The 512-nt window shown below is 40.2% G+C and carries 1 tRNA gene and 1 rRNA gene; both read left to right on the forward strand.

The features are described from left to right. Window positions 1-59, forward strand: a 16S ribosomal RNA gene (locus OS138_RS12730); the annotation flags it as partial. A 76-nt stretch (window positions 60-135) separates the two neighbouring features. Continuing rightward, window positions 136-208, forward strand: a tRNA-Ala gene (locus OS138_RS12735). Window positions 209-512 lie beyond the last annotated feature (304 nt).

Below are 512 nucleotides of genomic sequence, written 5' to 3' on the forward strand. Positions count from 1 at the left end.
TTGGGGTGAAGTCGTAACAAGGTAGCCGTATCGGAAGGTGCGGCTGGATCACCTCCTTTCTAAGGAATATTACGGAGACTACACAATTTGTTTTTACTTTGTTCAGTTTTGAGAGGTTTACTCTCAATTTAAAACGGGGCCTTAGCTCAGCTGGGAGAGCGCCTGCTTTGCACGCAGGAGGTCAGCGGTTCGATCCCGCTAGGCTCCATTAACAACATTAGTTGTTAAATTTGTTCATTGAAAACTGGATATTTGAAGTAAATGTAAGTAATACAAACCGAGAACACCGCGTTGAATTTGAAAGCTGAACAAATTGTTTAGCCTGAAGCAAAATAGGCGGACGACTATAAAAACTTTGTTTTTATGAGACGATCGATCTTTTTGTCGCACAGGCTGATTTGTGAGCTGGATAGAGTTTTTTAATAAGTTCAATTGCTTATTTTCTTGATCTAACTTCTATCGCTAGAAGAAGGATCAAAACCCAACCGCAAGGTTGATAAGGTTAAGTGAAT

Source organism: Enterococcus sp. E5-37 (genome assembly GCF_035726925.1).
Lineage (GTDB): Bacteria > Bacillota > Bacilli > Lactobacillales > Enterococcaceae > Enterococcus_B > Enterococcus_B faecium.